Source organism: Dyella kyungheensis (assembly GCF_049913195.1).
GTDB classification, from domain to species: domain Bacteria; phylum Pseudomonadota; class Gammaproteobacteria; order Xanthomonadales; family Rhodanobacteraceae; genus Dyella; species Dyella kyungheensis.
Map to the genome: position 1 here is coordinate 449,337 of NZ_CP183983.1, position 23,725 is coordinate 473,061.

The 23,725-nt window shown below is 62.5% G+C and carries 28 protein-coding genes; 18 read left to right on the forward strand and 10 right to left on the reverse strand.

The genetic code is table 11. From position 1 onward, the window contains the following. Positions 1-397: 397 nt before the first annotated feature. The 10 genes from ACN9MB_RS01775 to ACN9MB_RS01820 all read left to right on the forward strand — a co-directional run bounded on the left by ACN9MB_RS01775 (position 398) and on the right by ACN9MB_RS01820 (position 8,221). A complete protein-coding gene (locus ACN9MB_RS01775) occupies positions 398-1,165 on the forward strand; it encodes a DKNYY domain-containing protein (RefSeq protein WP_204638038.1) in 768 nt (255 codons plus the stop codon). A 132-nt stretch (positions 1,166-1,297) separates the two neighbouring features. After that, positions 1,298-1,894, forward strand: coding sequence for a hypothetical protein (locus ACN9MB_RS01780; RefSeq protein WP_426270571.1), 597 nt, complete (start codon positions 1,298-1,300; stop codon positions 1,892-1,894). A 190-nt stretch (positions 1,895-2,084) separates the two neighbouring features. Then, positions 2,085-2,573 (forward strand): energy transducer TonB, encoded by a 489-nt coding sequence (locus ACN9MB_RS01785; RefSeq protein WP_204638042.1) that lies wholly within the window; start codon positions 2,085-2,087, stop codon positions 2,571-2,573. Positions 2,574-2,669: 96 nt separating this feature from the next. Next, positions 2,670-3,830, forward strand: a complete 1,161-nt coding sequence (locus ACN9MB_RS01790) for an IS30 family transposase (RefSeq protein ID WP_426270572.1) — start codon at positions 2,670-2,672, stop codon at positions 3,828-3,830. A 407-nt stretch (positions 3,831-4,237) separates the two neighbouring features. Further along, complete coding sequence (locus ACN9MB_RS01795) at positions 4,238-4,888, forward strand: hypothetical protein (RefSeq protein ID WP_426270573.1); 651 nt, start codon at positions 4,238-4,240, stop codon at positions 4,886-4,888. Positions 4,889-5,056: 168 nt separating this feature from the next. Further along, positions 5,057-5,641 (forward strand): NIF family HAD-type phosphatase, encoded by a 585-nt coding sequence (locus ACN9MB_RS01800; protein ID WP_426270574.1) that lies wholly within the window; start codon positions 5,057-5,059, stop codon positions 5,639-5,641. A 265-nt stretch (positions 5,642-5,906) separates the two neighbouring features. Continuing rightward, positions 5,907-6,251 carry a hypothetical protein gene (locus ACN9MB_RS01805; protein WP_426270575.1) on the forward strand — a complete coding sequence of 115 codons (345 nt, stop codon included), beginning with the start codon at positions 5,907-5,909 and terminating at the stop codon, positions 6,249-6,251. Positions 6,252-6,390: 139 nt separating this feature from the next. Continuing rightward, the gene (locus ACN9MB_RS01810; protein WP_426270576.1) at positions 6,391-6,699 is read left to right on the forward strand and encodes a HigA family addiction module antitoxin; all 309 of its coding nucleotides are present in this window, start codon (positions 6,391-6,393) and stop codon (positions 6,697-6,699) included. 179 nt (positions 6,700-6,878) lie between these two features. Next, positions 6,879-7,190, forward strand: a complete 312-nt coding sequence (locus ACN9MB_RS01815; RefSeq protein WP_204638053.1) for a hypothetical protein — start codon at positions 6,879-6,881, stop codon at positions 7,188-7,190. 104 nt (positions 7,191-7,294) lie between these two features. After that, positions 7,295-8,221, forward strand: coding sequence for a M14 family metallopeptidase (locus ACN9MB_RS01820; RefSeq protein WP_426270577.1), 927 nt, complete (start codon positions 7,295-7,297; stop codon positions 8,219-8,221). An 18-nt stretch (positions 8,222-8,239) separates the two neighbouring features. Here ACN9MB_RS01820 and ACN9MB_RS01825 read toward each other — a convergent pair whose 3' ends face one another. Beyond that, entirely contained in the window at positions 8,240-8,806 is a 567-nt protein-coding gene (locus ACN9MB_RS01825) for a cytochrome P460 family protein (protein ID WP_204638056.1), read from the reverse strand. Between the two features lie 318 nt (positions 8,807-9,124). Continuing rightward, positions 9,125-9,628, reverse strand: a complete 504-nt coding sequence (locus tag ACN9MB_RS01830; protein ID WP_426270578.1) for a DinB family protein — start codon at positions 9,626-9,628, stop codon at positions 9,125-9,127. A 97-nt stretch (positions 9,629-9,725) separates the two neighbouring features. On the opposite strand from ACN9MB_RS01830, the gene ACN9MB_RS01835 reads away from it, so the two are divergent. Beyond that, entirely contained in the window at positions 9,726-10,352 is a 627-nt protein-coding gene (locus ACN9MB_RS01835) for a TetR/AcrR family transcriptional regulator (protein WP_426270579.1), read from the forward strand. 6 nt (positions 10,353-10,358) lie between these two features. Here the strand turns inward: ACN9MB_RS01835 and ACN9MB_RS01840 are convergent, their stop codons facing one another. From ACN9MB_RS01840 to ACN9MB_RS01850, 3 genes are read right to left on the reverse strand one after another with little or no spacing between them, the layout of a single operon-like run. Continuing rightward, a complete protein-coding gene (locus tag ACN9MB_RS01840) occupies positions 10,359-10,793 on the reverse strand; it encodes a MarR family winged helix-turn-helix transcriptional regulator (RefSeq protein WP_426270580.1) in 435 nt (144 codons plus the stop codon). Beyond that, complete coding sequence (locus tag ACN9MB_RS01845; protein WP_426270581.1) at positions 10,790-12,232, reverse strand: MFS transporter; 1,443 nt, start codon at positions 12,230-12,232, stop codon at positions 10,790-10,792. Before ACN9MB_RS01845 ends, ACN9MB_RS01840 begins: the two co-directional genes overlap by 4 nt. A 43-nt stretch (positions 12,233-12,275) precedes the next feature. Further along, positions 12,276-13,241: a GlxA family transcriptional regulator gene (locus tag ACN9MB_RS01850; protein ID WP_426270582.1), complete on the reverse strand. Its 966-nt coding sequence runs from the start codon at positions 13,239-13,241 to the stop codon at positions 12,276-12,278. A 111-nt stretch (positions 13,242-13,352) separates the two neighbouring features. Here ACN9MB_RS01850 and ACN9MB_RS01855 point away from each other — a divergent pair, with 111 nt between their 5' ends. From ACN9MB_RS01855 to ACN9MB_RS01865, 3 genes are all read left to right on the forward strand, one after another. Further along, positions 13,353-13,646: a superoxide dismutase gene (locus ACN9MB_RS01855; protein ID WP_204638074.1), complete on the forward strand. Its 294-nt coding sequence runs from the start codon at positions 13,353-13,355 to the stop codon at positions 13,644-13,646. Between the two features lie 146 nt (positions 13,647-13,792). Next, entirely contained in the window at positions 13,793-14,140 is a 348-nt protein-coding gene (locus ACN9MB_RS01860) for an FxLYD domain-containing protein (protein ID WP_426270583.1), read from the forward strand. Between the two features lie 115 nt (positions 14,141-14,255). After that, on the forward strand, positions 14,256-14,642 hold the full coding sequence (locus ACN9MB_RS01865) for a DUF1090 domain-containing protein (protein ID WP_426270584.1): 387 nt from the start codon (positions 14,256-14,258) through the stop codon (positions 14,640-14,642). Positions 14,643-14,696: 54 nt separating this feature from the next. Here ACN9MB_RS01865 and ACN9MB_RS01870 read toward each other — a convergent pair whose 3' ends face one another. Next, a complete protein-coding gene (locus tag ACN9MB_RS01870) occupies positions 14,697-15,251 on the reverse strand; it encodes a lipocalin-like domain-containing protein (protein ID WP_204638077.1) in 555 nt (184 codons plus the stop codon). Positions 15,252-15,390: 139 nt separating this feature from the next. Between ACN9MB_RS01870 and ACN9MB_RS01875 the strand changes: the two genes are divergently transcribed. The 4 genes from ACN9MB_RS01875 to ACN9MB_RS01890 all read left to right on the forward strand — a co-directional run bounded on the left by ACN9MB_RS01875 (position 15,391) and on the right by ACN9MB_RS01890 (position 18,828). Next, complete coding sequence (locus ACN9MB_RS01875; protein ID WP_426270585.1) at positions 15,391-16,308, forward strand: LysR family transcriptional regulator; 918 nt, start codon at positions 15,391-15,393, stop codon at positions 16,306-16,308. Between the two features lie 161 nt (positions 16,309-16,469). Continuing rightward, positions 16,470-16,991: a PepSY domain-containing protein gene (locus tag ACN9MB_RS01880; protein ID WP_204638079.1), complete on the forward strand. Its 522-nt coding sequence runs from the start codon at positions 16,470-16,472 to the stop codon at positions 16,989-16,991. A 131-nt stretch (positions 16,992-17,122) separates the two neighbouring features. Then, positions 17,123-18,070, forward strand: coding sequence for an ABC transporter ATP-binding protein (locus ACN9MB_RS01885; protein ID WP_426270586.1), 948 nt, complete (start codon positions 17,123-17,125; stop codon positions 18,068-18,070). Beyond that, positions 18,067-18,828, forward strand: coding sequence for an ABC transporter permease (locus ACN9MB_RS01890; RefSeq protein ID WP_426270587.1), 762 nt, complete (start codon positions 18,067-18,069; stop codon positions 18,826-18,828). The genes ACN9MB_RS01885 and ACN9MB_RS01890 overlap by 4 nt, the downstream gene beginning before the upstream one ends. A 341-nt stretch (positions 18,829-19,169) precedes the next feature. Here ACN9MB_RS01890 and ACN9MB_RS01895 read toward each other — a convergent pair whose 3' ends face one another. From ACN9MB_RS01895 to ACN9MB_RS01910, 4 genes are all read right to left on the reverse strand, one after another. After that, positions 19,170-20,072, reverse strand: coding sequence for a cupin-like domain-containing protein (locus ACN9MB_RS01895; RefSeq protein WP_204638082.1), 903 nt, complete (start codon positions 20,070-20,072; stop codon positions 19,170-19,172). Positions 20,073-20,346: 274 nt separating this feature from the next. After that, entirely contained in the window at positions 20,347-20,991 is a 645-nt protein-coding gene (locus ACN9MB_RS01900; RefSeq protein WP_426270588.1) for a DUF2894 domain-containing protein, read from the reverse strand. Next, positions 20,981-21,631: an OmpA family protein gene (locus ACN9MB_RS01905; RefSeq protein WP_204638084.1), complete on the reverse strand. Its 651-nt coding sequence runs from the start codon at positions 21,629-21,631 to the stop codon at positions 20,981-20,983. The genes ACN9MB_RS01900 and ACN9MB_RS01905 overlap by 11 nt, the downstream gene beginning before the upstream one ends. Then, a complete protein-coding gene (locus tag ACN9MB_RS01910) occupies positions 21,628-23,724 on the reverse strand; it encodes a DUF802 domain-containing protein (protein ID WP_426270589.1) in 2,097 nt (698 codons plus the stop codon). The genes ACN9MB_RS01905 and ACN9MB_RS01910 overlap by 4 nt, the downstream gene beginning before the upstream one ends. Position 23,725 lies beyond the last annotated feature (1 nt).

Sequence of the window (23,725 nt, forward strand, 5' to 3'; positions counted from 1 at the left end):
GGGACAAGACATCGCGATGTGCAGACGTAAGATCTTATGCGCCTTTTCCTGATCAGCCTGATCGGCTGCTCCCAGACTTTCTCGGCAGGTCCTGCTGGGACATCAGCCGACGGACAAACCTACTGCGTCAGTTATGATGGCCCTGGAAGACAATGCAAAACGCCGACATTCGGTGGCAAGGATTGGAAGGGTAAGTAACGATCAGCCGTTGCAGGTGGCTGTTGGTCCGCACCGCAACGAATGCAATGGCACCGTCATCGCGTTGAACATGTCTCAGGGAATGGCCCATAAGGTCGATTATCGAAAACTGTGAAGGTCCGCTTTGGATACGGAGCGAGCACTGGGCACCAATGAATGTTTGGGGGGAGATATGGGGTGCTGGCTCAAGCTGTCGAGAATGCTTGTCGCGGTTTTTGTAGTCCTTCTCTCGGCGTGCAGTCATTACACGGCGATCAATGGCATGCCGGCCTATCACCGTGGCCTAAGCGACGACAGCAGGGGATACTCGGCCCAAATTGACGGCGCCGATCCGAAGACCTTTCGGATACTTGCCGGGGGCGGCTACGCGAAGGATCGCAATTCGGTTTATTGGAGCGGAACGCCTGTCCCCGAAGCCCACACACAAACATTCAAGGCCTTGTCGGGCGCGTATGGCAAGGATGACGCCAACGCGTTCTACGACGGGCAACCTATTCCGGGGGTAGATCTATCATCATTTGAGCTGATGTCCGGTGGCGGTGCACGGGATGAAGGCGCCATCTACAATGGCCAGCGACGAACCCAGGCATGTGACTCGAAGACCTATAAAGTTTTGAAAGCCCCTTGGTACGCGGACAGTCGGTGCGTTTACGTCATGGGCAAACAACTTACGGACGTTGACCGGAGCACATTCAAAGTCATCAATTCTGTTTACGGAATGGATGCGACGCACGTTTATATGTTCGATAAGCAATTGCCAGGTGCCGATCCGTTTACGTTCAAGATCATCGGCAACATGTACGAGGAGGACGTAGCGCACGTCTACTATGAGTCTCGTTTAGTTCCGGGGGCGGATCCTGTCACATTTCATCCCAATGACGCTGGCTCCCCAGAAGCGCGGGACCAGCATCGTTGCTATCGGCGAGGGCTGGAGGTGGACTGCAACACATTGGGTAGCGGCCGTTAGTCGTTACACGATTTGGCGCACGGGAATTGTCCGCTCCCGGCCCTTAGCAGACGTTACGATGGTTTGAAGCGACCGCATTCAAGCCATGGGTGAACCCAAGAGCGGATCAATCACAGGGAACAGGGGAGTGTGATGGAACGGTTGTTGAAACTGCGCTTGGCGGCCTATCTTTGGCTCGTGTCGTGTTTACTCGTGCCGGGGGTCACTCCGGCCTCCACGCCGACCTCGCAAACCATCGCCCGACCCACGTCGGTCGAAGATGAAGCCGGCTGGTCTGCCTATCTGCGCACCATGGTGCAACAGAACAGCGAAGGCCTGACCCAAAGCCGGTCATACTTGTTCTTTGTGCCCGCCGGAACTGACATGGCGACCGTACTTGGACGACAACGCCTGGCTCAGGAGCTGAAGGACGTAGCTGCCCGCCGCGTGCTGCCAGGCAATCTAGTGGCGTTTGGCGGTCCGGATACGACAGCCACCGCGGATACCGTCGTCGATGCCTTGCTTACCGCCGAACCGGATTGGGCCAAGGGCGCGATCTTGCTTTTTGTGGGTTCGCCCGTGGACAGGGCGCGCGTGTTCGATGCCTTGCGCACCAGTGGAGCGACGCTGCGCTTTGCGGACATGTCCGGCAGCCAACCGGTGACAGTTGCCGTCACGAGTGCCCCACTGCCCAATTTCATCCCGCCACCGCCACCGCCACCGCCACCGCCACCGCCGCCGCCGCGTTGAATTTCCGCCTTCGACCCATAGCAGACGTGAGTCATAGCCCATGAGTCACGTGAGTTAGACCTAACGGCTGGGCTCACGATGCGAAGCAAAAGGGAGGTCGACATCAAAAGACGTTTGCTGAGGCAGGTCTTCGCAATTGCCTTGGCAGCCGCGACAATTCGCACCGTTTGAAGCATCCAGTGGAGGGAAGATGAAAGTCGGAAAAAGCGGCATGGGTCTGAAGATGGCCGGCTTCCTGTGCGTCGCCGGCGCGGCCATGGCGGCGTGGACAGCAGGCGCTTACGCGCAGGACCAGACGCCACCAGATCAGCAAAGCGTTTCGGACGGCACAAAACCTCCTGTTCACTTCTATTCGCTAGGTGGCTTTGCGCCAAAGCAAATGCACCACACGTGCACGAACACCTCTACTTCCCCGGACCCCCGGCCGATGTATCCGGCCCAAGCGATCCGACAACATCATGAGGGCACGGTTCTGGTCATGGCCAAGGTTGGCGTGGATGGGACAGTGATCGACGCCACCGTGGAACAGAGCAGCGGCTACCGGGAGCTGGACGAGAGCGCCGTCAATGCGACCAGTTGCAGGAAGTTCCGTCCCAAGTTCCGAGACGGTGCCCCGGTCATCTCCTGGACTCGCGTACCGGTCAATTTTTCTCTGAACAAGCCGACTGCGATGCCCTAACGTGACGTGGGCACGGGTCATGTCTGCTTTCGACTGCGGATTCAGCCGGTCGTTGCAACACACTAAAGACTGCGCGAGCAGCGGGAGTGTTGCAAGATGTCACAACGACCTGCGATTCATTACACCGACACCCAGATTGGCCTGATGTGGGATCGCTGGCAACGAGGTGAATCACTTCACCAGATTGCCCAGCTTTTTGACCGGCATCACTCCTCCGTCCGCCGGATCCTGGCAGAGACCGGTGGCATCCGGCCTACCAGGCGCCACCGGTCGGATCGGGTGCTGACGCTGGGCGAGCGCGAGGAGATTTCCAGGGCGCTGATAGCCGGCCAATCGATTCGCTGCGTGGCGGCCCAGCTGCGCCGTGCACCGTCGACGATCAGCCGGGAGATCCAACGCAATGGCGGGTCGGACCGTTATCGAGCCAACTGCGCCGATCAATGCGCATGGGATCGGGCCCGACGCCCCAAGCCCTGCAAATTGGCCCGACACCGAGTCCTTGCGCGCTTAGTAGCCGCTAAGCTTCAACAGCAATGGGCGCCGGAGCAGATTGCCGGCTGGCTCAAACGAACCTATCCGGGGAACGAGGCGCTTCAGGTGTCTCACGAAACGATCTATCGCAGCCTCTTCATTCAGACGCGCGGAGCCCTTAAAAAGGAGCTCTTGGCGCAGCTTCGACGCACGCGAGCCATGCGTCGCTCACGGCATCACACTCAGAAGGGCGATGATCATGCGCAGATCACCGGCGCCATCTCGATCCGCGAACGTCCTGCCGATGTCGAGGATCGAGCCGTACCCGGCCATTGGGAGGGCGATCTATTGTTTGGCGGCAGAAATAGCCAGATCGCCACGCTGGTGGAACGATGGTCGCGCTATGTCGTGCTGGTGAAGCTGGACAATAGGGACAGCGAGACAGTGGTCAATGCATTGATCAAGCAAGCGGACAAGCTGCCGCGCGAGTTGTATCGATCGCTGACCTGGGATCTCGGGTCCGAGATGGCTCAACATCATCGCTTTACATTGGCGACGGACATCAAGGTCTACTTCTGCGATCCGTACAACCCTTGGCAACGGGGATCGAACGAGAACACCAACGGACTTCTGAGGCAGTATTTTCCCAAGGGAATGGATCTATCCGGGTTCACACAGGCGCAGCTCGACGCTGTGGCAAGGCGCTTGAACGGACGGCCAAGGAAAACACTAAACTACGAAACACCGGCTGAGCGATTTCATCAAACTGTTGCAACGACCGGCTGAATCCGCAACCCGTAGCGGACATGCTCGCTGGCAACAACTAAGGGGTTAAGCATGGAAATGGTGAGACTGACCAGCTTCCAGACACATAGAGACGGTGGCTCGGTTAGTACCTCGTTTGCGGGCACCGATGGCTGCGAATACACACTGAAAATTCCCTGGCACCGTTTCCATTCTTCAATCGACTCCACCTTTTGCGGAGTGTTCGGCCGGTGAAACGAAGGGGTACGCGAAAAGGTCTGGCTGTTCGCGCTGGGCAAGTACCATCGGTGCGATGGCTTGCATGGTTGCTCGCGATGCTAGCTTCGGCCTCGCCAGCGCACGCCGATTGCCTGAATTGGGCCCATTACCTGGGTAGCCCTCGTCACGGCCTTATCTATGCGGGAACTGTCGGTGACCATTCTGTCCGAATGCTGCTTCACCTTGATGGGGACACCAGCCGCTTTACCGGAGCCTATGGCTATTCCGACCAGCCCGGTACCTTGGCATTGACTGGCAGCCTTCGCCCTGGTGGCGCAGGCATAGACTTGGTTGAGGACGATCAGAAAGGTCGTGAAACTGGCCGATTTGAGCTGGAGATTTTTCGGGCGAGTCGATTCGGAGAGACAAGTAACCCATTGCCCGGCTGCGACAACCTTGCAGGCGAGTGGTTGCCGATGCGGGGCGGAAAAGCATCCCCTGTGTCCCTCCACCTAGATAGCGAACTGGATCCTGCATACGACCAGTGGCAGCGATTGAATGATGAGACGGCGTACATATTGCGGCGGGCCATGCTGGAGAAGGACGCGGTAACCTTTGCTTCATTGCTGCGATATCCTTTCTTCAGTGAGCGGGGCCTGGGTGTTGTCAGTGTCTGGAAAAGCCCCCAGGAGGTCGTCATGCACTACAAGGACATCGTGCTTTTTCCTAAGGAGGCCATCAGGAACGCGGTTCCCCACTTTCTTGCTAGTGGCGCAGACCAGAGCACTTTCATGAATCGCTCTGTGACCATCTATCAGGGTAAGGTCATACGTGTATGCGAAGCCGCGTGTCCGGTGATTCCGCCTCTTGCCAACTATTGAACGGCTGCTGATCACAATCAGCGCGCACGGTTGAGGGAGGTCGCAAAGCGTTTTCGACGGTGGCGTCTCCTACCATTAGGATTTCACCAACTGGGAGGCGCGCTAAGGACCGCTTCCGACCCGAAGCAGACATCGCAGAAACTCGGGCAGCGAGTAAGTAGAGGCGGCGTGGATCAACAGCACTTATTGATACTCGATCTGGACGAAACGTTGGTTCATGCAACCGACGTACCGTTGCCGCGCGCCCCGGACTTCGAGATTCCGCCCTATGCCCTCTATCTTCGGCCAGGAGTTGGCGAGTTCCTTGATTGGGCGCTGACGACGTTCAAGGTGGCCGTGTGGACATCGTCTTCGCCGAAGTATGCGGAGATTGTCACAAGCCTTTTGTTTGAAGACCTGTCGAAGCTTGAGTTTGTGTGGGCAAGAAACAGATGCACGCCACGCCGCGACTTTGAACGAGATGTCTGGTGGGATTCGAAGCCACTACACAAGGTTAGGCGCCGTGGCTTTGACTTGCGGAGAGTCCTTGCGGTTGACGACAACCCTGAAAAGTACGCCCGAAGTTACGGTAACCTGGTCGCGGTATCGCCCTATCACGGTAGCTTGGACGATGATGAGCTGCCTCATCTAAGGCGATACTTAGAAGAGTTGGCTATCCATCCAAACGTCCGTAGTGTGGAAAAACGCTTTTGGCGCCGTCGCCTGGAGGATGCCGACAGGTCATCGTCGGAAGAGCGGGCCGGGGGTGGTTAGATCGCACCGCCATTGTTCGAATCGGCTATTTCCGTTCCGTTCGCTGCTGCTCAGCCCTCACACTCGCCTGCGGTCACGCGGACATCCATCTCGCCCAACCCTGACAGACGATGACAACCCTGCTTGTTAGGGTCAGCCAGTCATTCGCGCTGTCGTGTTGTAGGGCCTCGCGAATGACCATGACTACCAAGTCATGAGGCGCGGGCCGTGAGTGCTTGCTACACCCACGACCCGCTAACCATCACCAACTACGAGAGAGTTGATCATGGCTATCCGCGATCATACGGTACGCATTCGCTCGTCCGTTCCCCCCGACGACACCCTCACTCCTCCGCCCGGCGACCCGCCATCCACGTCTGTGGCATGGCCCGAAACCCCGCGCCATGGCACTCGCGGCGACATCGCCCTGGCGGTGCTCGCCCTCACGCGCTTGCGCCTCGACAGCGAGCAGTGCCGCCACGCGCGGGCACGGGGATTCCCCGGCAGACCGCTGCCCTGGCCGCTTCCCGTGGCCGTCACGGCCAGCCTGGGTACGGCGATCCAGCGCCTCCAGCAATACGCCCGCCTGCTCGGTAACGAGCCACGAGTGAACACACCACGCCTCCGATGATCGCCATTGCAGCGCATCGGCCGGCATGGCGATGCGCTGCACTCGGGCGATCACCGACGAAGCTGCCAAGCATTCACTGACACGGAGCGCTGTAAGCGCTGAGCCGCTGCGCGGCCGTGTCCGACAGGGAGGAATACCCATGGAACTGATCCAACTCACTCCGCACTCGGAAGTAGACCCCTCGCAACCCCTCCGAGCCCCCGGCGACATCCTGCTGCACGCCTACCTGATCCCAAGCGCGCTCAACCCCGCCCAACTGGCCCGTCGATCCGGCGTCCCCTCCGATCACATCAAAGCCTTCATCGCCGACACCCACCCCATTACCCCCAAGACCGCGCTGCGCCTATCCCTCGTCTTCGACACCACCGCCTTTTACTGGCTGGCGCTTCAGGCCCGATACGATCTGGAAAGAGCGAAGCCTGCGATCCGCCTATCGTCCTCTCGTTGATTGAGGGCAAGCGCACGACAAACGGGACGGAGGCGGTTAGGTCCCAGCTCCATTGTTCGAGTTCACTGCTTCCGTCCCGTTTGCTTGTGAGCGGACATGGGTTGGCCGGGTTGCGTCAGTTTGGGATTCGCTTGGGGCCTTTCAGCGGAAGCGTTGCCAATTGGGCCTACAATCGCCCGATGGAATATCAACTCGTCATCAAGTTCTGGCGCAAGTCTCTGGCCGACGAGGCCTTCCTCGCAACGATCGAGGGACGGCTGAAGGAAGTCTTGGGCAAGACGGTCGAGCTGGAGGGCTACGATGTGAGCCCGAAAGAGATCAATCTTTTCATGCTCGCGTCCGACCCGCGCCATTCCTTTCGACGCGTGAAGGACGTGCTGGAGGAGTTGGGTATTCTGAGTGGGGTTTCCGCGGCTTTTCGTGTGGCAGGTGGAACCCAGTTCACGTCCATCTGGCCGCTGCGTGCCACGCGCAAGTTCAGGCTGCCGTAGTGGTGCTCGCCCCCTTTGTGAGCAGCGATGCCGGCCAGCGTGCTGCCGCTGGCCCGTCCTCCGAATGCTAAAGTACGCCGATCCCACCATCGCGGTTTTCAAGCATGAGCAGCGACGCTTTCTATCCCATCGGTACACCCGGACAGCCCTGGGGCGCGGCGGAACTGGCGCAATGGCGCGCGCTGCGAGTCAAGCAGCGTAGCTACGCGGACGATGTGCTGCGCGCCATCGAACCGCTGCGCGAGCAGTTCGATGTGGTCGAGTATGGTGCGCTCGATTATGGCGATGAGCACTATCCGCTGGTCTCCCTTCGCAGCCGCGACTGGCGCGAGGATCTGCCGGTGTTGCTGGTGACAGGCGGTGTGCACGGGTATGAAACCAGTGGCGTGTATGGCGCGTTGCAGTTCGTGCAACAGCATGGTCACGACTATGCCGGTCGCGCCAACCTGTTGGTGGTGCCCTGTGTGAGTCCCTGGGCCTACGAGCGGATCAATCGCTGGAATCCCGACGCGCTCGATCCGAACCGCAATTTCCGCAAGGACAGTCCGGCGGGCGAGTCGGCTGCGTTGATGAACCTGTTGGAGCCGTTGCGCGATGTCGTGCTGATGCATATCGATCTGCACGAAACCACCGACTCCGACGAGTCGGAGTTCCGCCCGGCGCTGGCCGCGCGCGACGGCAAGGCATTCGAACCGGGCGAGGTTCCCGATGGGTTCTACCTGGTCGACGACGCCGATCGTCCGCAGCCCGAATTCCAGCAGGCAGTCATCGAAGCGGTGGCGAAGGTCACGCATATCGCGGATGCCGACGCCCGCGGCGAAATCATCGGCTCGCCCTTGCTGTTGCCGGGCGTGATCAAGTTTCCGGTGAAGCAGTGGAGTCTGTGCGCCGGCATCACCAACGCACGCTACGCCACCACTACCGAGGTCTACCCGGACAGCCCGCGCGCCACGCCGCAGCAATGCAACGATGCCCAGGTGGCGGCGGTGCGTGCGGCGGTCGATTACGCGCTGGCGCACCGCACCGTGTGACGCGGCGGCCGGTCCCGATCAACGCTTCTGGTAGGGATGGAAGATGTGGTCCTTTGCTGCCACTTTGACGTGGCATGCATGGCCGCAATCGGAGACGCCGGTCGGGTCGGCCGTGAACATGTCGGTGGGTGCATCGTAGTCGAACAGGGCGTACCCCCAGCCACCGCTCTTGGGGTATTTCTTGCTGTCCTTCTCGATCAGGAAGGCCTGGGTGAATACGTCGGGCACGTCCACCACAAACGGCGCCTCCGTGCTCTTCTTGAACTTCCACTGCAGCTTGGCGATCTTGGAGCCGTCGGGGAAGGGCTTGCCATTGCCCGGGATGCCGGATTTATAGGCGTTGATCATGATCGGGTTGGCGACGATCACCTTCAGCACTTCGTCGGTTCGCGCGGAAGAAACGACCGACCAGTCTTCATAGCCCTTGAAGTCGGAGAACGGAATACCGCTGGGTGATACCAGCGTGTATTTGTCGGCGCTGCGGGCGCCGGCCTTGCCCTTGTCCTGCGCATAGAGCGCCGTTCCGGCCAGGACGGCGAGCACGGCGGCAGCTATCGCGATGGTGAGCTTGCTTGGACGCTTCATGGCTGATCCTCGGTCGTGGACTAGCATGTTGTTCGCGCAGCACTGCTGCACGACAACGCCAGCCCTGCGGGATCCCGCCGCGACGCAGCGCTTCCGCAGGGAGCTTGCCGATGGCAATCCCCTGGTCTGCGATGACAAACCAATAGGCTGGGCAAATCCATAAGACGAAGGTGTCGGCTGTCGCCTCTCCCGGTGCGACACACACGCCGGCGCGCGAGAACCGATACCAAGGTGGGATCGACAGCCTCAAGCGACCGGCGCAGCTTGTAGGGTTAGGCGATGCGGGCACACGACGTCCCTGGCGCCACTCGCGTGCATTCACGCAGCCGCTCGCCCTCTCGAAGCCGGCTCCGACTCGTGCAGATAGGTGGTGAAGCCATCCTTTGCCGGCGGCAGCGCATTGAGCAGCATGAGCGCGCTGACCTGGCCGCGATGACCGATGCCATGGGTAATCACATGCATCAGCATCTCCTCGCGCGACATGCGGCCCGGGGCGCCGTCCGTGAAAGTGAAGTCGATGCGTTCTTCAAGTTGATCGCGGTCGAGTGCCGCGACGTAATCGACGTACTCCCGATCACTGCGCCTGATCTCGTCGGATAGCTGCACCAATGTCGGCAGCTCGTTCGCGTTCGCCGACGGGTAGGCGTGAGGCGTTCGGCGCAGGTGTGCGGCGAAGATGCGGTCGACGATATAGCTGTGGCTCAAGGCCTTGATCGCCAGACCGGTGATTTGGGAACTGGCGTCGAGCTTCGCCAACGCGGTCAATAGCGCGTCGTTCGCCCAGGCCTTGTAGTGGAATAATCGTTGTGTGGTGTCGTGCATATCCCGTCTCCTGAAGACTGTCACTGCGTGCAAGTACACAACACCAAGAATATGAGCGATTATTCGCTTTCGGTACTCGCATTGGTGGCGCATCAAGATGACGCGAAAACCACTCACCAAGCCCCGGAAAACCGCCTCGCAGGAGCGCTCGCGGGCCACCGTCGACGCGTTGGTGGAAGCGACCGCTCGCATTCTGGTCAAGGAAGGCTTCGACAAAGCCAGCACCAACCACATCGCCGAGGTGGCGGGCGTGAGCGTCGGCTCGCTCTATCAATATTTCCCCACCAAGGAGGCGTTGGTCGCCGCCGTAGTCGAGCGCCATCAAGAGGAGATCACGCAGACGGTGCGGGGCGAACTTGCGGATGTGCTGGCCCAGCCGGTGGAGAAAGCCGTGCGCATGCTGGTCGAAGTCGCCGTGCGGGCGCACCGCGTCGACCCCAGGCTGCATCGCGTGGTGGCGGAGCAGCTTCCGCGCGTGGGTGAGCTGGAGAAGCTGGCGACGTTCAATCGCGAGAATTTCACGCTGTTCCGCGCGTACCTGGAGAACCATCGGGACGAGGTGCGCGTCGATGATCTGGAGCTGGCGTCGTTCGCCTGCGTGACGACCATCGAGGCGTTGACGCACAACGCGGTCCTGCATCACGCGAAGGCGATGCCGGACGAACGGATGGACAAGCTTATCGACGAGGCCACTCGCCTTGTCACTCGCTATCTGCTGGGATAGCCGCGCTTACTGGCGATTGATTCGTTCGATGATCCGGCGGAGGTGCGCGAGATCGGTTTTGGAAAGCTCCCGCACGGCGGTGGGCGCTTCATCGCGTACCGAGCGGTGAGCCAAATCGACCAGCTTGCGGCCCGCCGGTGTGATCGAGACGAGTTTTGCGCGCCGGTTGTCCGGATGCGGATGGCGCTCGACCAGGCCGCGATCCTCAAGGGCGTTGACGGCGACCGTGGTGGCCGGCGCGTCGCTATCGGTCATATCGGCAAGCTGCTTCAAGGTGAGCGGCGCATCGAGGAGCCGCTTCAAGACGCGCACGCGGCTGAAGGGGAGGCCGGTGGCCACGCTCACTTTCCGGCGCCATTCGCCGCGGGTTTCCCACACCATCGCCACCAGCACCTGCCAGATGCTGTCGGCTTCCTTGTTGCTGTTTGCATCTTTGGTCAAGCTGTCGCTCCGGTTGGTGCTTCTTCCAGCAGGTGCGCCGCGTGGCGGGTGGTGTCGCGCGCCCAGCGCGTGTTGGACAGACAGGCCAACAGCAGTACGGTAACGCCGCCGCCGCTCACCAGCCACCAGAACGGATGCGAGGCTTCCGCAAAACCGCTGTGAATGTGCGTACCCAGGATGGTACCGGCAAGGGCCACGCCCAGCGACGCACCGATCTGCCGGCTGGTGGAAGCCACCGCTGCCGCCAGCCCCGACTGGGCCTTGGGCATGCCCGACACCGCCGTATTGGTGATCGGCGCATTCACCATGCCGAAGCCGACGCCGAACAACGCGTAGTTGAACAACAGGATCGGCAGCGGCGTGGTGGCCGTCAGCTGCGTCATGATCAGCGCGCTGACGATGGTGGCGCTGCCGGAAACCAGCAACGAGGGAAGCGTGCCGTGCGTACCCACCAGCCGCCCGGAGAGCGGCGAGCAAAGCATGGTCGCCAGCGCGAGCGGCAAGGTGCACAAGCCGGTGTGGAACGCCGACAGGCCACGCACTTCCTGCAAGTACAGCGCATTGAGGAAGAGAAAGCCGGAGAACGCCGAGAAGCTGCACACCGCGATCAGGGTGGCGCTGCTGAAGGGTGCGCTGCGAAAGAAACGCACGTCGATCAGCGGCTCATGGCGCCTGGGTTCGTAGACAAGCAAGGCGATCAGCGCCAGCGCGGCGGTGGTGAACAAGCCGACGATGGTGGTCGAACCCCAGCCTGCATGCGGGCCTTCGATCACCGCATAGGTCACCGTGGCCAGGATGACGAACACTAGCAGCTGCCCGAGCGGATCCACGCGGCGCGGACGTGGTGCCTTGGATTCGGGGATATAGCGCGCAGCCAGCACCATCGCGGCGATTCCCACGGGCAGGTTGACCCAGAAGATCGAGCGCCAGCCGATGGTCTCGGTGAGCGCGCCGCCAATCACCGGACCCAATGCCATCGAGATGCCCGCGACGGCGCCCCAGACGCCGATGGCGCGTGCGCGCTCCTTCGGTTCGTGGAAGGTATTGGCGATGATCGACATGGCGACCGGATTGAGCATCGTCGCACCCAGCGCCTGCAGGATGCGAAAGGCGACCAGGCCCTGGACACTGGGCGCCACGCTGCACAGCAGCGAGCCCAGCGTGAACAGCGCCATGCCGATCTGGAAGACGCGGCGCCGCCCGAACCGGTCGGCCATCGAGCCGGCCAGCATCAACAGGCTCGCCACCACCATGGTGTAGGCATCGATCACCCATTGCAGCCCCGAGATAGACGCATGCAGGTCTTGCCGGATCGAGGGCAGCGCGACGTTCACGATGGTGACGTCCATCGCCACCATCAGCAGGCTCAGGCAGCAGATACCCAGGATGAGGTTCGGATGGGCCGCGGGCCGGCCGGTGGTGCCAATAGTTGTTTTCATACAACTATTGTTGATCAACAACCTTTTGGCGTCAACGGGCCGGTCAGCGCAGATCGGCGCGCAGCTCGCGCACGCCCCGCCCAAGGCGTTGACGCAGCAGGGTGCGCAAGGTGGCGCCGTCGATGTAACCGACCTCGGCCGCGATGGCATCGATGTCCATGCCGCTGCCGTGAAGCAGGGATTGCGCGCGTTCGACGCGAAGGTCCTGGAAATAATCCAGCGGCGACTTGCCCAGCACGGCCTGGCAACGGCGTTGCAACGAACGCGCGCTGGTGGCCAACGCAGCGGCGGCCTGCTGCAACGAGAAACCCTGCTTGAGGTGATCGCGTGCCCAGCGTTCAAAACGGAGAATGAGCGGGTCGGCCTGGGCCAGGTGATTGGGAATGATGTAAAGCGCCTGCGTCGTGCGAATGTCGGCGAGCAGATAGCGCGACACCAGCGCGGCCAGCTCCGGGCTGGCTTTGCGGATCAGCCAGAGCGTGAGATCGAGATGCCCCATCGCCGCGCCCGCCGTCACGCCGATATCGGTGGGCACCAGCATGCGCGACTCGTCGAGCAGCACGTGCGGGTAGCGCTGCCGGAATAGCGGCGCCAGCCACCACGTCGTGGTGGCCTCGCGATGATCGAGCAGTCCCGCTTCCGCCACCACAAACGTGCCGATGCACGATGCCGCGATCTGCGCGCCCTCGGCATGCCATGCAAGCAACTGGGCCTTGGCCTGCCGGATATCCGGGCGCGCCAGGGCCGGCACCAGCAGCTCCGGCGTGCCGGTGCCCAACGCGGGCACGATCACCCAGTCCGGCTTGAGTGCCGGCGTGATGGCCTGCACCGGGATCGAAAATCCCTGGCCCGTCCGGACCTTCTTCCGCACGCCGACGATCGACACCTCGAAGCGCGGCGTGCCGCCCATCTGCAGCGCGGAGAAACGGTTGGCGATGGCGAATGCGTCCAGTGCCACGGTGAGGCCGGTGTCGAACAGACCCTCGAGCGCGAGGATGGCGATGCGCATGGCGTAAATGGCTTTAAAGTTGTCATTTACGACAATACCCCTTTGCCCGCCCGGCGACTAGATTTCGCCCCGTTGCACAACGCAATGCTTGTCCCAACGAGGAGATCACCCATGAAAGTTTTCGCTATCGGCACGATCACCAGCCCGCCCACCGCGGAACAACAGCAGCAGATCATGCCCAAGGAGGTTCCCCATACCTTGCAGCTTTACCTCGACGGCAAGATCGAGCAGTTCTGGTTTCGCCAGGACCGGCCCGGCGTGATCTTCCTGATGAGCGTGGCGTCGGTGGAGGCGGCCAAGGCCGAGGTGGACCGGCTTCCGCTGACGGAAGGCGGCTTCATGACCTTCGAGCTGATCCCGGCCGGCCCACTCGCTCCGCTCGGTCGCCTGATCCAGGGCGGTTGAACGCGGCGACGCAGAACGGTGGCAGCGGAAGGATGCTCCGTTTGGAGGGGCATCCTTCTACGTGCGCTGCGTGGCACTTTCGATGGCTGCAAGCGGGCCCGCTTCGTCTAATCTATGCGCCCCTTTTGCATGCCTTGATGTGCCCGATGAATCTGCGTTCCGCCGCTGTATCGCTGTTGCTCTTGTTGTGTGTGGCCTCGTCGACGGCGGTTGCCGGCGGGCCGTTGAAACATCGCGTCCGCGTCGGCTCCTATCGGGTCGAGCGGGATGTCACGCCGGGTCGCAACAAGATCGTGGGCACCTTGACCAATGTCAGCCACACACCGGTTCACACGGCGAAAGTTCGTTTCAGGTTGTTCGATGCCAAGGGGCATGCGGTGGGCCAGGCCGTGGATGAAGTGCACGACCTGGGCGCGGGTCAGACGTGGAAGTTCCATGCGCGGGCGCGCGGCAACGTGAGCCGGGCCAGGCTCGTGAGCGTCGAGGCGAGATAACCGGCGCATTGGGTTGGCGACCGTGAAGCGAGGAAGATGCACCCCTGGCGCGAATGCGCGACCATGGCAAGGCATCGCCTCACTGTCCGGTTTCCCCAACCCAAAGGAGTTGCGCATGAAGATGTCCCTCTCGTTCCTGCTGCTGATGGCCTCCCTCAGTCCCGCACTGGCGCTCGCCCAATCCGGCGGATGCGATGCCAAGCGGCAGTCGATCGAAAACGAGATTGCCTATGCGCAGGACCACGGCAACACCGCCCGCGTGCAGGGGCTGCAGAAGGCACTTGCCGCGGTGAAGACGCACTGCACGGATGCTTCCTTGCGCAGTGCGGCCGGGCAAAAGGTGGCCAAGGCCCAGGAAAAGCTGCAGGACCGTCAGCACGAACTGCAAGCCGCCAAGGACCAGGGCAAGAGCGCGCAGAAGATCGCCGACCGCCAGCGCAAGGTCGACGATGCGCACGCCGACTTGCAGCAAGCCATGATGGACGCCGAACAGATGCCGTGATGGCTGATCGCACTCCGTGAGGCCTCGGCATGTCCGAGGCTCCAGGTGACGTGATCAGGAGTGCACGCGCCGCCACACGACTTCGCCATGCGCGCCTTCGGAGGCGCCGCTGGTCGGCTTGGCCACGGTATAGGTGAGCTCGTCGCCGTTGATGGTGTAATGCGAGTCGCCGTTCTTGCCGTCCCAGTTCGGGAACGATGCGCGCAGGATCTGGCTGTGCATGACCATGCCGCTGGCGCTCACGTGGCCAAAGTGCGCGTTGCTGTCCATCGACGCGGCGCGGTATTCGTCAGGCGTGCCCTTGGATTTGTCGTTCGCCGCGAATGGCATGCGCTGGGCGCGCACGATCTGCATCATGTAGTCGCCCTGCGCATCGATCAGCCACATGCCTTCGGGATGGGGGCCATAGAGCTCCACGCGGTGTCCATCGGGATAGACGTTGTCGCAGCGGACCAGCGTCCACGCGCCGATCAATTCCTTCGGCACCGGGCCGTGGTCGGCAGGTTTCATCATCGCGTCCTGGGCGGGCGCGGCTGCCAGGACCGATGAGCTGAGCAAAAGCGCGAGGACGGAGGCGAGCAGGGCGGGTTTGGCGTGTGACATGGACATGGCGACACCTTGCGTGGAGTGGGGTGTCCGGGATCGTCCCCGTCCCGCGCCATTTTGATAATAGGCCTGGATCTTTATTGACCTTCAAATGGCATTTGAAGATGATCCGGCCTGTGACCCGCCGTCAGGACTGGACCTCATGAACCGCTTCAGCGACATGCAGCTCCTCGTGGACGCGGCCGATCTGAGCAGCCTCTCGGCCGCCGGGCGTCGGGCGGGACTCTCGCCTGCCGCTGCCAGTGCTTGCGTGCAACGCGTCGAGGCGATGCTCGGTGCGCGTCTGTTCGAGCGCACCACGCGCCAATTGCGACTGACCGACGAAGGCCGCATCTATATCGCGTCGTGCCGGGTCGCCATCGAGACCATGCGCGAAGCGGAGCGTGCCGTGCGCAGCGGCACCGACGCCGTCAGTGGCACGCTGCGGGTGTCCTCGCCATCGGACCTGGGGCGCAACCTGCTGGTGGATATCCTCGACCAGTTCATGACCTTGCACCCGGACGTGCGCGTCGTGCTCACCTTGTCCGATTCGTTGTCGCGCTTCGTGCCCGACGATATCGATGTGGCCATTCGGGTGGGGAAACTGCAGGACAGCGAGCTGGTTGCACGTCATCTGGCCGATAGCTGGCGCGTGGTGAGCGCATCGCCGGCTTGCATCGAAGCGCATGGCTTGCCCGAACATCCCGAAGATCTCGCCGAGCTGCCCACGCTGGTGCTCACCACCAACGCGGGCCCACGTAATGAATGGCGGCTGGGCGATACGGTGGTGCGGGTACGGCGATACCACGAAAGCACCGACAGCGAAGTGATACGCCGCTGGGCCGTGTTGGGTCGCGGTTTTGCCTATCGCCAGCTGTGGGCCGTGGCGACGGATGTGCGCGAAGGTCGCCTGAAGCTGATCAACGCTCCCGCGTGGTCCGCGCCTGCGCCGATCCACGCGATGTATCACCCCAACGCATTCCAGCCGCCACGCGTGCGCCGCTTCGTCGACTTCCTGCACGCCGAAATGCAGCGACGACTTCCTACCGATGAAGCCGTTGCATTTGCATCGTCGCGATGATGACGCCGGGCGCTGGCGTTGCCATGCATTCATTTCGCAGGCGTTTTCAATCGATCCTTGATGAATCGGCCGTAAGTGTCACGAGCGCGTTCACACAGACTTGAACAGTCCGTCGGCTGGCCCGGCCACACCATGCCGCGCCAACCGAAGGAGTGTTCACCATGATCAAGCGCGTACTGCCCCTAACGATCGGAACGTTGATAGGACTGTCGATGACCGCTGCGGTGTTTGCGCAGGACATGCCCGCCACCGCACGCTCCGCCAGCGCCACGCAAACAACCGAGACCACCACTACAGTCACCACCTGGACGAGCCAGCCGCCCACGGGTGCCTTGACCGAGGACGCCATCAAGACCTCGATCGCCAACGCCGGCTACAAGGAAGTGAAGGACCTGAAGTTCAAGGATGGCGTGTGGCGCAGCGAAGCCCGCGGCGGCAACAAGAAGTGGGTCAAGCTCGCGGTGGGGCCGGTGAACGGCAAGGTGTATCCCGCCGATGCGCCGTCCAAGCTCAACGAGAACGAAGTGACCGCACAGCTGGCCACGGCCGGTTTCCAGAACGTCAAGCACGTGAAGTTCGAAGAAGGCCTGTGGAGCGCCGATGCCAAGAGCCGCGGCGGCAACGCGGTGAACGTGCTGGTCGATCCCACCGATGGCAGCGTGGTGGCCCGATCGCACGATTGACATCGCTCACCTGCGATAGTGGAAGCGAGGCCCGGCGCGGGATCGTGCCGGGCCTTGTGCTTTGTGCGGGCGGATATTGAATACCGGGCGTAGAATCCCTATGGATGAATGCGTTCAACCCAAGGGACCTCATGAGCGACCAGGCTATTTCAACGCCAAACGCAGTTTCCATCCGAGCGATCAGCAAGACCTATCAAAGCGGCTTCCAGGCGTTGAAGGCCGTCGACCTCGACATTCGACGCGGTGAGATCTTTGCGCTGCTTGGCCCGAACGGCGCGGGCAAGACCACCCTGATCAGCATCGTCTGCGGCATCGTCAGGCCCAGCGGCGGCGCCGTGCTGGTGGATGGCCACGATGTGCAGCGCGACTATCGCGTCACCCGCTCGAAGATCGGCCTGGTGCCGCAAGAGCTGTCCACCGATGCATTCGAGACGGTGTGGGCCTCGGTGCGTTTCAGCCGTGGCCTGTTCGGCCGCGAGCGGAACGACGCTCACATTGAAAAGGTCTTGCGCGATCTGTCGCTGTGGGACAAGAAAGACGCCAAGATCATGACCTTGTCCGGCGGCATGAAGCGTCGCGTGCTGATCGCCAAGGCGCTGGCGCATGAGCCCAGCATCCTGTTCCTGGACGAACCCACGGCCGGCGTCGACGTGGAGTTGCGCCATGACATGTGGGAGATGGTGCGCAAGCTGCGCGAGACCGGTGTCACGGTGATTCTCACCACGCACTACATCGAGGAGGCCGAAGAAATGGCCGACCGCGTAGGCGTGATCACGCGCGGCGAACTGATCCTGGTGGAAGAGAAGGATGTGCTGATGCGCAAGCTGGGCAAGAAGCAGCTGTCCATCACGCTGCAGACGCCGATGCAGGCGCTGCCAGAAGGACTGGATGCCTCCGGTCTGGCGCTGGCCGACGACGGCGCCACACTGATCTATACGTTCGATGCCCAGAGCGAAGACACCGGCATCGCCGAACTGCTGCGCAAGCTGGCCGAGCGCGGCGTGGATTTCAAGGATCTGCATACATTGGAAAGTTCACTCGAAGACATCTTCGTCAGCCTCGTGCGGGGTGCGCCATGAACCTTCCCGCCATTCGCGCCATCTACCGCTTTGAGATGGCCCGCACCTTCCGCACCCTGACCCAGAGCATCGTGTCGCCGGTGTTGTCGACGTCGCTGTACTTCATCGTGTTCGGCACCGCGATCGGTTCGCGCATGGGCGAGATCGGCGGCACCAGCTACGGCGCTTTCATCATTCCGGGCTTGATCATGCTGTCGCTGCTCAACGAGAGCATCTCCAATGCCTCGTTCGGCATCTATCTGCCGAAGTGGTCGGGCACCATCTATGAGTTGCTCTCCGCACCCGTGTCGCCGGTGGAGGCGGTGCTTGGCTATGTCGGGGCGGCCGCTTCCAAGTCCGTGATGCTCGGGCTGCTGATCCTGGTGACGGCGCGTTTCTTCGTGCCATACAGCATCCTTCATCCGGGCTGGATGATCGTGTTCCTGCTGCTTACGGCAGTCACCTTCAGCCTGTTCGGTTTCATCATCGGCCTGTGGGCGGACGATTTCCAGAAGCTGCAGGTGATTCCGCTGATGGTGGTCACGCCGCTGACCTTCCTGGGTGGCGCGTTCTATTCCATCGGCATGCTGCCGCCGTTCTGGCAGAAGGTGGCGCTGTTCAATCCGGTGGTCTACCTGATCAGCGGATTTCGCTGGAGCTTCTACGGCCACTCCGACGTCAATGTCGTGCTTAGTGCAGGCATGACGCTGGGCTTCCTGCTGCTGTGTGCGTTTGCTGTCGCGTGGATTTTCCGGACGGGGTACAAGTTGCGTTCCTGACAGCCCCCGGATCTCGACGAGACCGCCTATTTCGTCATTCCGGCGCAGGCCGGAATCCAGTGGACTCTGTGTCGAGTTTTCGCGAGGCCCTGGAAGCACGGATAGGCGCCGCGACAACCTCGCGTGGTCGCCACTGGATTCCGGCCTGCGCCGGAATGACGGTGATGGGAATGAGCGTCGCTGAAAATTGCGGCCTTTCGAGCGCGCCTTCAGCGGAATCGCCCACGCGATCACACGATTGAAACACCCCAAGCAGTGCCCTCTAACGATGCGACGCATGAAATTGCGTCGCATCGTTAGAAGCTGCTTCCACTCTTCGGCCTATGACTGACGTTGCACCGTCAATCCGCCACCGCGTATTCGCTTCGACGCCGCAGTGAAGGACAGGCCGGTGGATGCCCGCCAGGACCGTGGCAGACCACGATGGCCGAAGCGGCGGCCAACGCAGCGTGATCGAACACATGGCTCTTGCCGACATCGGGCGGCGTCATGCCGAGCCGGTAGAGCATTTCGCGCATCACATGCACCTTGGCATTCCTGCGCGTGGCGTGGGTGTTGTAGGTGAAGCTGATGGTGGTGGACGCCTCGTTGCTGGTCTCGACCATGTGCGGACTGGTCAGCGGCATGTAGACGCCCATGCCGGGCCTGAGTTCGAACACGTGGGCCCGCTGCCGGAACTCGTCATGCCACAGCGTCCGGCTCAAGTCGTGGCGCAGGTGGAAGCAGTCGCGGGCACGCTCGCTGCAGACGTCGGTATCGTCGGGATCCCAGACGTAGACGGTCTTGGTGCCGCGCACCTGCAGCAGCAGTACGTGGCTGCGGTCGATGTGGAAAGGCGTGGCCGTGTTCGGCGACGCGGAGAAGATCCAGCCTGCCCGGTAGTACAGGCCGGGATCCTTCCGCTCGATCTGCGGCTTGATCGGATTGATGACCGAATCCACCAGCTCGCGATAGAGCGGGTCCGCCTGGATATGTCGCAACAGCACCCAGGCCTTCGCCGCGCTGATGTCGCGTAGCGAGTCGACCGCCGACTTGCTGGTCGGAAACAGCGTGGCGGCATCGTCGAAGTCGGTCCCGGCGGTGACGTTGCTGCTGAAGGCGTACCAGCGCTTGGTGCCCCGGCAACGCTTGCCCAGCTCCACCAGCTGATCGGTCTGAAGCAGGGGATGATCCGTCAACGTGTGCTTGAACGGCTGGATGCGCCATGGATCGAAAGCAGCCCAATCCATGTCGATGATCGGCATCGCTGTGTCTTTCATGAGCGCCCTAGAAGTACTCGCGAATGAACGCATCGCGAGTGATCGAACCGCCCCTGTTGCACTCATTTATACGCCGGCATCCGGGCGCGCAGCAGACGTCTGAAAGCCATAGCCGATGCAAGAAAATGCGCTTGAAACGGGTCCGGCGATCTTCAGCGCAAGAGATTGCTGCGCGGTTCCAAGCGCGAAACAGCCGCGAAGAAAGTTGCGTTGTGATTCAACCGCGTCACAGTTCCGCGCGTTCGACGAACGCGCCTTTTCAAGGCGTGCGCGACTTGGCCTTGCTGCGCTTGCGAGGGCTGGCGGCGCGAGGTGCCTCGCTGCTCGACGACAGGCTGCCGTTGATCTGCTCGACCCACGACAATGCATCGATGTACGACAGGAACTGTTGCAGGTAGCCGGGCGAGAGTTCGCGCATCAGTCCGATCGAGCGGTGCACCAGCGCGCCCGAGTTCAGCGGGCCCGCGTTCTCGGGCACCTGCTCCAGCGACTGCCGCAACTGGCTGCCGGTGCGAACGGCGGACCAGATCTTCTTGAACTCGGCGAGTGTTTCCAGCGTCGGATAGCTGGAGGAGGGCGGCGTTACGTTGTGTGCCGCGAGTATGCGGTCCCGCGTCGCCGTGGAAAGGGCGATGTGTTCAAGCAGTTCGACCAGCGCGCCACGGCCGGCTGCTGGCGCAGCGTTGGCGCTGCCGGCGGTGGCGGCTTTCTCGAGATCGCCGGCATAGCTGTCGATCAGCGCGGCCAGCTTGTCGTCCAGCAGGCGTCGCACCTCGCCCTCATGATTCGCCGCGCGCCGTTCCAGCGCGTCCATCCGCTGGAAGCGAACCGGGTCCAGGCGATCTGCCTGTTGTTCGCGCCATGCATCGAGCACGGCGCGGGCAGGCGTGCCGCTAGGGCTCATGGGACGCCACGTTGGAAGTCGACGGCTTCGGGATGGGCGCTATCTCCACGCGGCGATTCTTCGCCCGCCCTTCGTCGTTGGCGTTCGTGCTGACCGGTTGTTCCGAACCGAACGCTGCCGCGAATACGGACGATGCGGGGACGCCTTCGGCGATCAAGGCGCGCGTCACCGTCAGTGCGCGCTCAGCGGAGAGTTCCCAGTTGTCGGCGAACTGGTGGTTGCCATCGCGTACCTGGCGATCATCGGTGAAGCCGCTGACCATCAGGATCTCGTCGCGCGACTTCAGATAGCCGGCGAGCGGAGCGGCCAGGCTCTTCAACACCTCTTGCCCCTCGGGTTGCAACTGATCGGAGTTGAGCGCGAACAGCACGCTGCCGCGGATGCCGATGCGGCCGTTGACCAGGGTGACGCGGCCCGCCGCCAACGGTACCGCCAACGCCTGTTCCAGCGTCTGGCGACGCTGCGCTTCGGCCTGTCGCTGCTTCACTTCCTCGTCCAATCGGCTGGAGAGCTGCAGCTGCACGGCGATCACGCCGACCAGGATCAGCACGAACGCACCCAGCAGCACCGACATCAGGTCGCCGAACGCGGCCCAGATCGGTGCGCTGGACTCGGCTTCGCCGTCCATGTCGTCGATCATGCGATCTCGGTCCCGGCCGGTGCGTGCTGACTGGCGAGCTGCTGCATGTCCTCGATGATCTGCTTCTGCGACAGCATGCTGAGGTCGATGACTTCCCTGGCCTGCGCCACGTAGTAAGCGAGCTGCTCGTCGCTGCGCACCACCGATTTGTCGAGCGCGCCGGCGATCTGTTCGAGGCGTTCCATCAGCGCTTCATTCGACTGGCCGAACGACTGCACGGCCGAGCTGAAGGCATCGCCCAGGCTGGCCACTTCGACGGCGCTGCTGGTGAGCTGCGCGGCCACGGCGCCGAGCTTGCCGGTTTCCGCTTCGACGTGATCGGTGAAGCGTGTGCTGACGCGTTCCAGCAGATCGGCCGAGGTGACCACCAGGGCATCGACCGCTTCGCGCTGTTCGGTGGAGGCGTGGTTCACGGCGTCGAGCAGCGTTTCCAGCGTGGCCAGCAGACGGCTGCGCTCTTCCAGCATGGCGGTATCGCGCACCATGCTTTCGGAGAGTTTCTGGCGCAGTTCGGCCACCACTTCGGCCGCGGCCTTCGGCGCTTCCGATGCCGCCTGCACGAGTCGGGAGATCTCGGCGATGGTTTCGCTGGCGTGTGTCTGCGTCTGCGCGGAGATATCGCCGGCGGTGCGCGCCAGCGTGTCGCAGATCTCCCGCTGCTGATCCGCTGCCTGTTGGCCGGCCTGCTGCCATTGCTGACCCAGCGTGGCGCCCATCGCGCCCAGCGTCTGTGTCCAGGTGGACAGTCGTTCCTCGTCGCGCGAGGCGAGCGTGCTCTGCAGATCCGCATGCGACTGGTTCACCGTGCGGACCAGCGACGTCGCGTGCTGCTCGAAGTTCGTTGCGGCCTCGGCCCATGCCTGCTGGTTGCGCGCCGCCAGCGCATCGTTGGCCGCCTGCTGCTGGGACAGCGTCTGCGTCCAGGCCTGCGCCATGCTGCCGGCGGTGGCATCCAGTTGCGCCGTCACGTTCTCGAGCAGGCCGGTCGAGCGCTGTTCGAAGGTTGCGCTGAACTTATCCAGCGTGTGGCGCAGGTCGAGCGAAAGCGTTTCGTTGGTGCGGCGATGTTCGGCCAGCGCCTCGTTCCAGAGGCCGGCCACGGTGGTCGTGGTCGTTTCGAATCCAGCCGAGAGTGCGCTGAGCTGCTGCTGCACGGCCTGCGTGACCTGATCGTGGAGCGTCGACGTTTCGCGCGCGATGCCTTCCATGGTCGACGCCATGATGGGCTGCAGGGCCGCCGAGGCCGCGCGGGCGCTTTCGGCCACGCTGTCCTTCAACGAAGCTTCCACCGACGAGGCGAGGCGCGTGTAGGTGGCCTCGGTGCGAGCGTGGAACGCTTCATGGCTGGCCAGCTGGCGTTCGCTGGCGTCGATGCTCTGCTGTTCGATGGCCGTCATCATCGCCTGCAGGCGATCGACCAGGGTCGGCATCAACTCGGTCTGCTGCTGCAGGAGCTTGAACGCCTGCTCGCGCTGATGGTGCTTGGAGTACACGCGCAGGCTGCTGGCGGACTGCGCATCGAGCAACTGTACGGCCTGCAGTCGTTCGCGCCGGCACAGGGCGGACAGCAGCCCCAGCATGGCCGAGCTGGCCACGCCGGCAATCGAGGTGCCGAACGCGAAGCCCAGGCCCTTCACGGGCGCGGCCAGCGATCCGCGCATGGCCTGCAGATCAGTGGCGCTTTCCAGCGCGATGCCGGTGCCTCGCAGCGTCGCCATCATGCCCAGCAGGGTGCCGAGCATGCCAAGCAGCACCAGCAGGCCCACCAGGTAGGGCGTCAGTGCCGGCACCGGCATGGCCACGCGTTCGCCTTCGATGCGCAGGCGCGCGGCGTTGCGCACGCTGGGATGCAGATCGCGGAGCCAGTCGGAGAGACTCGATGGCGTCGCGGACAAATCCGTCACGGCCCGCGTGAGCGTCGCCGTAGCCTGGCGATAGCGATACAGCTCCATCGCGCCAGCGAGATAGCAGGCGCCAATCAGCCCCGCGACGGCCGCGCCCAGCGGGTTGGAACCGACATAACCGGCACCGATCCAGCACACGGCGATCAGGCCAATCGCGAACACGGCGAGATGTAGAAGATTCTTGAACATG

What these genes read in the sequence shown, in the direction of transcription:
- ACN9MB_RS01775 (WP_204638038.1), top strand. Translation starts at nt 398, where the DNA reads ATGCTTGTCGCGGTTTTTGTAGTCCTTCTCTCGGCGTGCAGTCATTAC.
- ACN9MB_RS01780 (WP_426270571.1), top strand. Translation starts at nt 1,298, where the DNA reads ATGGAACGGTTGTTGAAACTGCGCTTGGCGGCCTATCTTTGGCTCGTG.
- ACN9MB_RS01785 (WP_204638042.1), top strand. Translation starts at nt 2,085, where the DNA reads ATGAAAGTCGGAAAAAGCGGCATGGGTCTGAAGATGGCCGGCTTCCTG.
- ACN9MB_RS01790 (WP_426270572.1), top strand. Translation starts at nt 2,670, where the DNA reads ATGTCACAACGACCTGCGATTCATTACACCGACACCCAGATTGGCCTG.
- ACN9MB_RS01795 (WP_426270573.1), top strand. Translation starts at nt 4,238, where the DNA reads ATGCTGCTTCACCTTGATGGGGACACCAGCCGCTTTACCGGAGCCTAT.
- ACN9MB_RS01805 (WP_426270575.1), top strand. Translation starts at nt 5,907, where the DNA reads ATGGCTATCCGCGATCATACGGTACGCATTCGCTCGTCCGTTCCCCCC.
- ACN9MB_RS01810 (WP_426270576.1), top strand. Translation starts at nt 6,391, where the DNA reads ATGGAACTGATCCAACTCACTCCGCACTCGGAAGTAGACCCCTCGCAA.
- ACN9MB_RS01815 (WP_204638053.1), top strand. Translation starts at nt 6,879, where the DNA reads ATGGAATATCAACTCGTCATCAAGTTCTGGCGCAAGTCTCTGGCCGAC.
- ACN9MB_RS01820 (WP_426270577.1), top strand. Translation starts at nt 7,295, where the DNA reads ATGAGCAGCGACGCTTTCTATCCCATCGGTACACCCGGACAGCCCTGG.
- ACN9MB_RS01825 (WP_204638056.1), bottom strand. Translation starts at nt 8,806, where the DNA reads ATGAAGCGTCCAAGCAAGCTCACCATCGCGATAGCTGCCGCCGTGCTC.
- ACN9MB_RS01830 (WP_426270578.1), bottom strand. Translation starts at nt 9,628, where the DNA reads ATGCACGACACCACACAACGATTATTCCACTACAAGGCCTGGGCGAAC.
- ACN9MB_RS01835 (WP_426270579.1), top strand. Translation starts at nt 9,726, where the DNA reads ATGACGCGAAAACCACTCACCAAGCCCCGGAAAACCGCCTCGCAGGAG.
- ACN9MB_RS01845 (WP_426270581.1), bottom strand. Translation starts at nt 12,232, where the DNA reads ATGAAAACAACTATTGGCACCACCGGCCGGCCCGCGGCCCATCCGAAC.
- ACN9MB_RS01850 (WP_426270582.1), bottom strand. Translation starts at nt 13,241, where the DNA reads ATGCGCATCGCCATCCTCGCGCTCGAGGGTCTGTTCGACACCGGCCTC.
- ACN9MB_RS01855 (WP_204638074.1), top strand. Translation starts at nt 13,353, where the DNA reads ATGAAAGTTTTCGCTATCGGCACGATCACCAGCCCGCCCACCGCGGAA.
- ACN9MB_RS01860 (WP_426270583.1), top strand. Translation starts at nt 13,793, where the DNA reads ATGAATCTGCGTTCCGCCGCTGTATCGCTGTTGCTCTTGTTGTGTGTG.
- ACN9MB_RS01865 (WP_426270584.1), top strand. Translation starts at nt 14,256, where the DNA reads ATGAAGATGTCCCTCTCGTTCCTGCTGCTGATGGCCTCCCTCAGTCCC.
- ACN9MB_RS01870 (WP_204638077.1), bottom strand. Translation starts at nt 15,251, where the DNA reads ATGTCCATGTCACACGCCAAACCCGCCCTGCTCGCCTCCGTCCTCGCG.
- ACN9MB_RS01875 (WP_426270585.1), top strand. Translation starts at nt 15,391, where the DNA reads ATGAACCGCTTCAGCGACATGCAGCTCCTCGTGGACGCGGCCGATCTG.
- ACN9MB_RS01880 (WP_204638079.1), top strand. Translation starts at nt 16,470, where the DNA reads ATGATCAAGCGCGTACTGCCCCTAACGATCGGAACGTTGATAGGACTG.
- ACN9MB_RS01885 (WP_426270586.1), top strand. Translation starts at nt 17,123, where the DNA reads ATGAGCGACCAGGCTATTTCAACGCCAAACGCAGTTTCCATCCGAGCG.
- ACN9MB_RS01890 (WP_426270587.1), top strand. Translation starts at nt 18,067, where the DNA reads ATGAACCTTCCCGCCATTCGCGCCATCTACCGCTTTGAGATGGCCCGC.
- ACN9MB_RS01895 (WP_204638082.1), bottom strand. Translation starts at nt 20,072, where the DNA reads ATGCCGATCATCGACATGGATTGGGCTGCTTTCGATCCATGGCGCATC.
- ACN9MB_RS01900 (WP_426270588.1), bottom strand. Translation starts at nt 20,991, where the DNA reads ATGAGCCCTAGCGGCACGCCTGCCCGCGCCGTGCTCGATGCATGGCGC.
- ACN9MB_RS01905 (WP_204638084.1), bottom strand. Translation starts at nt 21,631, where the DNA reads ATGATCGACGACATGGACGGCGAAGCCGAGTCCAGCGCACCGATCTGG.
- ACN9MB_RS01910 (WP_426270589.1), bottom strand. Translation starts at nt 23,724, where the DNA reads ATGTTCAAGAATCTTCTACATCTCGCCGTGTTCGCGATTGGCCTGATC.